The organism is Bradyrhizobium sp. AUGA SZCCT0182, assembly GCF_018130185.1.
Taxonomy (GTDB): Bacteria; Pseudomonadota; Alphaproteobacteria; order Rhizobiales; family Xanthobacteraceae; genus Bradyrhizobium.
In genome coordinates this window covers 23395-30478 of the sequence record NZ_JAFCLY010000071.1, presented here as the reverse complement: position 1 = coordinate 30478, position 7084 = coordinate 23395, and the positions used below count along the sequence as shown (strand labels likewise).

The following is a 7084-nucleotide window of genomic DNA, read 5'->3' as shown; positions in this document are numbered from 1 at the left end:
CGGCCTTCCCTGCGCAATGGCTTTACGGCTTATGCCGTGATCTCCCCGGAGACGAGTTCTTGGTTGACTCCGTCGCTGCCGTTCCCGCTTGCGCTTCTCCGACAGCTTGACGCCAGCAACGGGCGCCAGGACCACACGGTTTTGCCGTACGCTTAGTCCACGCCGTCGTCTCAGCGCAAACCAGCGTCCACCGCAACCCGTCCAACGTCCGTGACGACGGCCGACGCCCTTCTGAGTAGGACGGGATGGGCGAATATATGCCCCTGATTTGTATTCTGGTAAACAGAAATATTTTTTATTTCGGGGCTTGACACGATTTCTGTAAAACGGAAGTGATTTGCCCGTCGGGCCAAATTGCCGCAGCTTTGCTTGCCTGTCCGGGGTCAGGCAGCTCAATTTGAACCTTCAAGCGGCTGTATCACACCAAGGCTGCACAAGCGCGGCTCGCTCCAAGGCGGCGCGGGAGATTTCATGTGATGGATACTGTGATGGATAGTGCCGTACAATCCCGCCGGTTCAGCATTATCGGCAGCGTGACAGGCCTGTTGGCGCTGCTGGTCTCGGCGCTGACGCAATTGGTGCCGGGGATCTATCTTTCCGGGCTCGTCGGTCAGGCGACCTGGAACGAGGTACTCTCAACGGGGGCGGCCGCGCTCGGCGTGATCGCCATCTCTTTCGCCGTCGTCGCGATCATCATGAAGGAAGGAAAGCTGCTGGCTGGTATCGCGGCCGTCCTCGGCTTCGTAGCCATCGCCGTCCAGATATGGTGGGTTCTGCTCATCCTGGCGATCGCGCTCATCATCCTCAATTCGCTCTAAGGCCTAAGCGCGCAGGATGGATGGAAGCGTAGGATGGGTAGAGCGCAGCGAAACCCATCACATCGGTCTGTGAACAGGCGGTGGGTTTCGCTTCGCTCTACCCACCCTACGTACTGATCAGCCCAGATGCCGTTCGCGCGTCGCAATCATCTCGCGGATCGATTGCGGGATCGGGACCGGGCGATGGGATTTCTGATCGGTGTAGACCCAGACGATCTCGCCGGTCACGAACGCGTCATGGCCGCCCTTGCGGAAGATCGCGAGTTCGAAGGTAAGGCTTGAATTACCGATCCGCGCCACCCGCGCGCCAACGTCCAGTTCCCAATCGAACAGCACCGGCGCCTTGTACTCGATCAGCGATTTGACGACGTGGAAGTCGATGCCGGTCTTTCGGGAGTCGGCATACTGGTCGTAGCCGAGCGCGCGGAAATATTCGGTGATGGTGGTGTCGAAATAGGTCAGGTAGTGCGCGTTGAAGACAACGCCCTGCCCGTCGATCTCGGAATAACGCACCCGGAACGGGTGGAAGAACCAGAACTGCTCGCGTGACATCAAATCATTTCCCGGAAAGACGCCGCACTTCCGCGGCGAGCTCGGAGCGGCAGGCTTTTTCCAATGCCGGCAAATCAGCTTGCACCAGCTTCCAGAGGACGGGTGCGGCGATACTCTCGTAGTCGTGGCGCAGTACGTTGCCGATCCCCGCAACTTTCTGCCATGGGATCTCCGGATTCCGCGCCTTCAGGTCATCCGTAAGGTGACGACTGGCTTCGGAAATGATCTCAACACCGCGCTCGACGAGCCATTGTCGCTGCCAATCGTTTTCGAATGCTTCGAGCGACACATCCGCCAATACGCCATTGACGCGCTCGATCACCTCGATGATGTCCGTTAAGCGGGGGATGAGCGAACGTGCCACCACTAGAACACGCGGATGGCTGTTGCTTCTATCGTCTCCCGGAGCGCCTTGTGCAGGCTGTCGCGCGTCATGATATCAGTCTTGCGGCCGAGAATGCTGGCGGCGCATTCCTTCACGTCCATCAGTTCGTACACGCCAAGCTTGCCCTTTTGATAGTCGAAAAAGAGGTCCACGTCGGAATCATGGTTAGCCTCGCCGCGCGCCGTCGAGCCGAACATGTAAAGATGTTCGACGCCAAGCCGCTTCAAATCGGCTTCGTGCTGCCGCAGCCGGCTAATGGCTTCTTCGCGTTCCATAGCTGCATTGTAGCAAATCCGGGCAGCTGGTTCCACGTCTTTCGGTTTCGCGCCGGCATTGCTCCTGGCCGTTAACCTTCCAATCTCTTCTCTCTGCCCAACGCAGGAGCGTGAGCATGATCCCAGATCCACTTGCGGCGCATGGCGCCGCCATCACTTCTGCGCCAGAATCGCAAGAATTGACCGTATCGCTGCGGAAATGGGCGCGATGATCGGGATAGGGAACATTGGCTTCAGTTCGCGCGCGGCCTCGCCCAGCGGGCCGCCGCCGATAATGACGGCTTCTGCGCCGTCATCGTTAATGCAGTGACGCACGACATCGGCCAGCGCCTCGCGCAGGCGAACCTTGTCCTTGACCAACTCCGTGGGGTCCGCGGACGTTATTCGAAGGCCGGTGTACTGTGCCGACAGCCCCAGCAAGGCGACGCGCTGATCAATGGCAGCCTTCAATGCCGGCGTCGTCGGGGCGATCCCAAACCGCCGCCCGCCGGCTGATGCTTCGCGAAAGGCCGATTCAGCGATGCCGACCGCCGGCGTCCGGCATCGCTCCCGGACTTCCGCAAGGCCGGGATCGCCGAAGGCCGCGACGACAAGACCATCGTACTTGCCATCGTTCGCGACGGCTATCTCGACGACTTCGCCGGCTGCGGCGGCGAGCGCATCGGGCTCGACAATCATCGGCGGTGCGCGACGCGCCGTCGCGCCGGCAACTTCACACGCGTCGGCCGCGGCCGCTTGCGCGATGCCGACCATCATTGCGGTGGTCGCCGCCGAACTGTTCGGATTGATCAGCAGGATGCGGCGCATGCCCGTCCGTCTATCGATTGAGGCAAGTCGCCCGCATGAGCGGAGCGATATGCGGGGACGCTACCCGGATGTCGCTGCGCTCATCCGGGCTACGGGTCAGAGGCACGTCACCCGCTCGGCGGCGAGATAGCCGAACAAGAGGCCGAGGCCGAACAGCAACACGAGGCCCGCCGCGCCGAATTCGATGCCGCGCATGATCAGCGCGCCGCCGCCTTCGCGGCCGGCGCTGAGGCGCTCGGCGAGGCCTCGCGCGGACACCGCGACGATGGCGATGGTCGCGACCGTGATCGCGGTGCCGAGGCCCATCACGAAGGTCGCGGCGATGCCGGCCCAGAACAGGCCCTGCGCCAGCGCGAACACCAGAACCAGGATTGCGCCCGAACAGGGCCGCAGGCCGACGGCGAAGATGGCGCCGAGGCCACGCTGCCAGCCGCCGGGACCGGCGAGCTGGTCCGGCGTCGGACCGTGGGAATGGCCGCAATGCTCGTCATGGACGTGGTCGTCTGCGTGGGAATGAGCGTCAGCATGAGCGTGCGCGTGGGCATGACCGTGCGCATGGGCGTCAGCGTGCGCGTGGGCATGGTGATGATGTTCATGGTGGTGGTGATCGTGGTGATGGTGATCGTGGCCATGATTGTGTCGATGGCTGGCCGCAGCCGTGGCGGTGGCCATCGCAGGCACCGGCTTTGCCTGCAGCGCGCGCATAAATCCGCCGCCCTTGGTCCAGACCAGCCGGGCACCGAAGGCCGCGATCAAAGCGTAGCTCGCGATCTCGATCGCCTTCTCCGCCCCGCACATGGTTTTTGCGGTGGCGTTGAGCAGCCAGGCGCAGATGCCGACGATCAGCACGGCGACCAGCGCCTGCAGCATCGCTGAAGCGAACGACAGCACGATGCCGCGCCGCGCGGTCTCCTGGTTGGCGACCAGATAGGATGAGATCACGGCCTTGCCGTGGCCGGGACCGGCGGCGTGGAATATCCCATAGGCAAACGAGATCGCCAGCAGGGTCCAGACCGCCGAGCCGTCGGACTTGGCGGCGCGAATGGTCGCCGACATCTCGCGGTAGAATTCCGATTGCTTGGCCAAGAGCCAGCCGACGATGCCGCCGACCTGCGGCTCCGGCGCCTTGGCCGGCCGCGGGCCGCCGAACGGGTTTTGCGCCAACAGGACGTGCAAGGCGCCGTCGACCGCGACAATGGCGGCGAGTACGACGATCCCGATCAGGAGCGCGTGGGTGAAGCTTGTATGATGCCTCACGGGCAATCCACCAAAATCTTGTTGGCGTACATGGCGCCGTAGTTGGAATTATCGCCATTCATGAAATTGTTTTCGTTGAGCCGCTGGGCGTTGGCGGTGCCGTCATTGGGCCTCTGGAATTGCAGCTTGCAGTCGGCGGGCGCGCCGACCAGCTTGATCGGGTCCTTCTCCTCGAACTTGAAGTCGATGAAATAGGCGGGATCGAACACTTCCAGCGCGGCCTGCTTGGCCTTGAACGGCGTCTTGGCGGGCAGCATGAAATGCAGCGTCAGCGCGTCATTCCTGAATTCGAGATAGTAGTCTATCGGCTCCAGGAACCTCTCCTTCTTGCCGTCGGCCCTGGCGAAGGTGAAGTAGCCGAATTCCTTCAGCGACTCGATATTGGTCTGCGCCAGCGGCGCCAGTTCCTCGCGGCTGTAGACGCCCTTGGTCTTGGTCTCGATGCCCTGCAGCGCATAGGTCGAGAACATGTCGTCGAAGGTCCAGGCGTGGCGCACGCCTGAGATCGAGCCGTCAGGCGCGTAGACCACCTCGCTCTTGGCGGTGATCCAGACATGCGGATGTGCCTGGGCTGGGGCAGTGTCGAGCAGCGACGCAACGATCAAGCCCAACATTCCGAACAGCACGCGCAAGACGTCGTCCCTGCGAACGCAGGGACCCATACGCCGTGTCGTCTCTTTTTGGCAGTGTGGCAAAGGCGTTCCTTCACAACGAACATCAGTGGTTATGGGTCCCTGCGTCCGCAGGGACGACGAGGAACTCACGCCGCCTCCGGCGTTTCGAGCAGGCCCCGGCGGCGCAGCAGCGCGTCGGGCTCCGGCTCCCGGCCCCGGAACGCGACATAGGCATCCTCGGGGTCGCGCGAGCCGCCGGACGAGTAGATGTCGTCGTGCAGGCGTTTTGCGGTGGCGGGGTCGAAGATGTCGCCGGCCTCCTCGAAGGCGCCGAACGCGTCGGCGTCCATCACCTCCGACCACATGTAGCTGTAATAGCCCGACGCATAATGGTCGCCGGAGAAGATATGGCCGAATTGCGTGGGCCGGTGCCGCAGCGCGATCTCGGCGGGCATGCCGATTTTCTCCAGCTCCGCCTTCTCGAACGCGCCGACGTCGCGGCTGGCTGATGCCGGCTGGGTGTGGAATTCGAGGTCGATCAGCGCCGAGGAGACGAACTCCACGGTGGCAAAGCCCTGGTTGAATTTGCGCGCGGCCAGGAAGCGGGTGAGCAGTTCGTCCGGCAGCGGCTCGCCGGTCTGGTAGTGTTTTGCGAACTGCCGCAGCACCTGCGGCTGCTCCTGCCAGTGCTCGTAGAGCTGCGAGGGCAGCTCGACGAAGTCGGTGAAGACAGAGGTGCCGGACAGCGAGGGATAGTTCACGTTGGACAGCATGCCGTGCAGGCCGTGGCCGAACTCGTGGAACAGGGTCCGCGCGTCGTCCGGCGACAGCAGCGACGGCTCGCCGTCGGCGCCCTTGGCGAAATTGCAGACATTGATCACCAGCGGGGCGATCTCGCCGTCGAGCTTCTGCTGGTCGCGCAGCGAGGTCATCCAGGCGCCGGAGCGCTTGGACGGCCGGGCGAAGTAGTCGCCATAGAACAGCGCCTTGTGCTTGCCGTCCGCGCCCTTGACCTCCCAGACCCGGACGTCCGGGTGCCAGACCGGAATATCCTTGCGTTCCGAGAAGGTGACGCCGAACAGGCGGGTGGCGCAGTCGAAGGCGGCCTCGATCATGTGGTCGAGCACCAGATACGGCTTGATCGCGGCGTCGTCGAAGTTGGCGCGGACCTGGCGCAGCTTTTCGGCGTAGTAGCGCCAGTCCCACGGCGCCAGCGCGAAATTGCCGCCCTCTTCCGCAATCATGGCCTGCAGCGCGTCGCGGTCGGCGAGCGCCCGGGCCCGCGCCGGCTTCCAGACCCGCTCCAGCAGGCTGCGCACCGCCTCGGGCGTCTTGGCCATGGAATCTTCCAGGCGGTAGGCGGCATAGGTCGAGAAGCCCATGATCCTGGCGGCCTCCTCGCGCAGCCCGAGGATCTCCACCACGGTGGCGTTGTTGTCGTTGGCGTTGCCATTGTCGCCGCGGGCGGTGAAGGCACGGAACACCTTCTCGCGCAGGTCACGCCGATCGGAGCTCTTCAGGAACGGCTCCACGGAAGAGCGCGACAGCGTCACGATCGCCTTGCCGGGCATCCCGCGCGCCTCGGCGGCGGCCTTGGCGGCGGCGACGAAGGCTTCGGGTAGCCCGCCGCGGTCGTCCTCGCCAAGCTCCATGAACCAGTCCTGCTCATCGCCGAGCAAGTGGTGGCTGAACGAGGTGCCAAGCTCGGCCAGCCGCTCGTTGATCTCGGCCCGGCGCGCCTTGGCGGCTTCGTCGAGGCCGGCGCCGGCGCGGTGGAAGTTGGTGTAGGTGCGTTCCAGCAGCCGGATCTCCTCGCTGCTCAGGCCGAGCGTGGCGCGGTTGTGGTGGAGCATGGCGATGCGGCCGAACAGCACCGCGTTCATCATGATCGGATTCCAGTGCCGCGCCATCCGCGGCGACACTTCCTTGTCGATCTCCAGGATCGCCGGATTGGAGTGCGCCGACACCAGGTCGTAGAACACGGCGGAGACCTTGGAGAGCAGCTTGCCGGAGCGCTCCAGTGCCGTGATGGTGTTGGCGAAGTCCGGCGCCGCGGGATCGTGGGTGATGGCGGCGACCTCGGCGGCGTGATCGGCAAAGGCCTGCTCGAAAGCCGGCAGGAAGTGCTCAGGGAGAATTTCGGCAAAGGGCGGCGTCTCGAACGGCGTCTGCCACGGCCGGAGCAGCGGATTTGCCGGGGCTTCCGGAGGGGCTGCATTTTGCTGGGTTTCCGACATCACAAGTCCCGTTTCTGCGCTGAAGCCGCTTCGGGCTCCAGCCTTGTTTTTGACGCGTTTTCCTCACGCGAACCGGTATCGGCTTTGCTCGAAAACGCTCTGAATGATGCGTCAATCTATATCACGCCATACGGCATTT

The 7084-nt window shown here is 63.6% G+C and carries 8 protein-coding genes; 1 reads left to right on the top strand and 7 read right to left on the bottom strand.

The window, feature by feature from the left end; translation table 11 throughout:
- Window positions 1–488 precede the first annotated feature (488 nt).
- Window positions 489–818 carry a hypothetical protein gene (locus JQ611_RS39820; RefSeq protein WP_212036545.1) on the top strand — a complete coding sequence of 110 codons (330 nt, stop codon included), beginning with the start codon at window positions 489–491 and terminating at the stop codon, window positions 816–818.
- A gap of 117 nt (window positions 819–935) precedes the next feature.
- On the opposite strand, the gene JQ611_RS39815 is transcribed toward JQ611_RS39820, so the two are convergent.
- The 7 genes from JQ611_RS39815 to JQ611_RS39785 form a co-directional block, all read right to left on the bottom strand.
- Complete coding sequence (locus tag JQ611_RS39815; protein WP_212468643.1) at window positions 936–1370, bottom strand: thioesterase family protein; 435 nt, start codon at window positions 1368–1370, stop codon at window positions 936–938.
- 4 nt (window positions 1371–1374) lie between these two features.
- On the bottom strand, window positions 1375–1734 hold the full coding sequence (locus tag JQ611_RS39810; RefSeq protein WP_312012395.1) for a HepT-like ribonuclease domain-containing protein: 360 nt from the start codon (window positions 1732–1734) through the stop codon (window positions 1375–1377).
- Between the two features lie 2 nt (window positions 1735–1736).
- Window positions 1737–2162, bottom strand: coding sequence for a nucleotidyltransferase domain-containing protein (locus JQ611_RS39805; protein ID WP_312012393.1), 426 nt, complete (start codon window positions 2160–2162; stop codon window positions 1737–1739).
- A 21-nt stretch (window positions 2163–2183) separates the two neighbouring features.
- Entirely contained in the window at window positions 2184–2837 is a 654-nt protein-coding gene (locus tag JQ611_RS39800; RefSeq protein WP_212468641.1) for an aspartate/glutamate racemase family protein, read from the bottom strand.
- 96 nt (window positions 2838–2933) lie between these two features.
- Entirely contained in the window at window positions 2934–4100 is a 1167-nt protein-coding gene (locus tag JQ611_RS39795) for a nickel/cobalt transporter (RefSeq protein WP_409411336.1), read from the bottom strand.
- Complete coding sequence (locus JQ611_RS39790) at window positions 4091–4708, bottom strand: DUF1007 family protein (RefSeq protein WP_212468646.1); 618 nt, start codon at window positions 4706–4708, stop codon at window positions 4091–4093. The genes JQ611_RS39795 and JQ611_RS39790 overlap by 10 nt, the downstream gene beginning before the upstream one ends.
- A gap of 146 nt (window positions 4709–4854) precedes the next feature.
- On the bottom strand, window positions 4855–6945 hold the full coding sequence (locus tag JQ611_RS39785) for a M3 family metallopeptidase (RefSeq protein WP_212468639.1): 2091 nt from the start codon (window positions 6943–6945) through the stop codon (window positions 4855–4857).
- Window positions 6946–7084 lie beyond the last annotated feature (139 nt).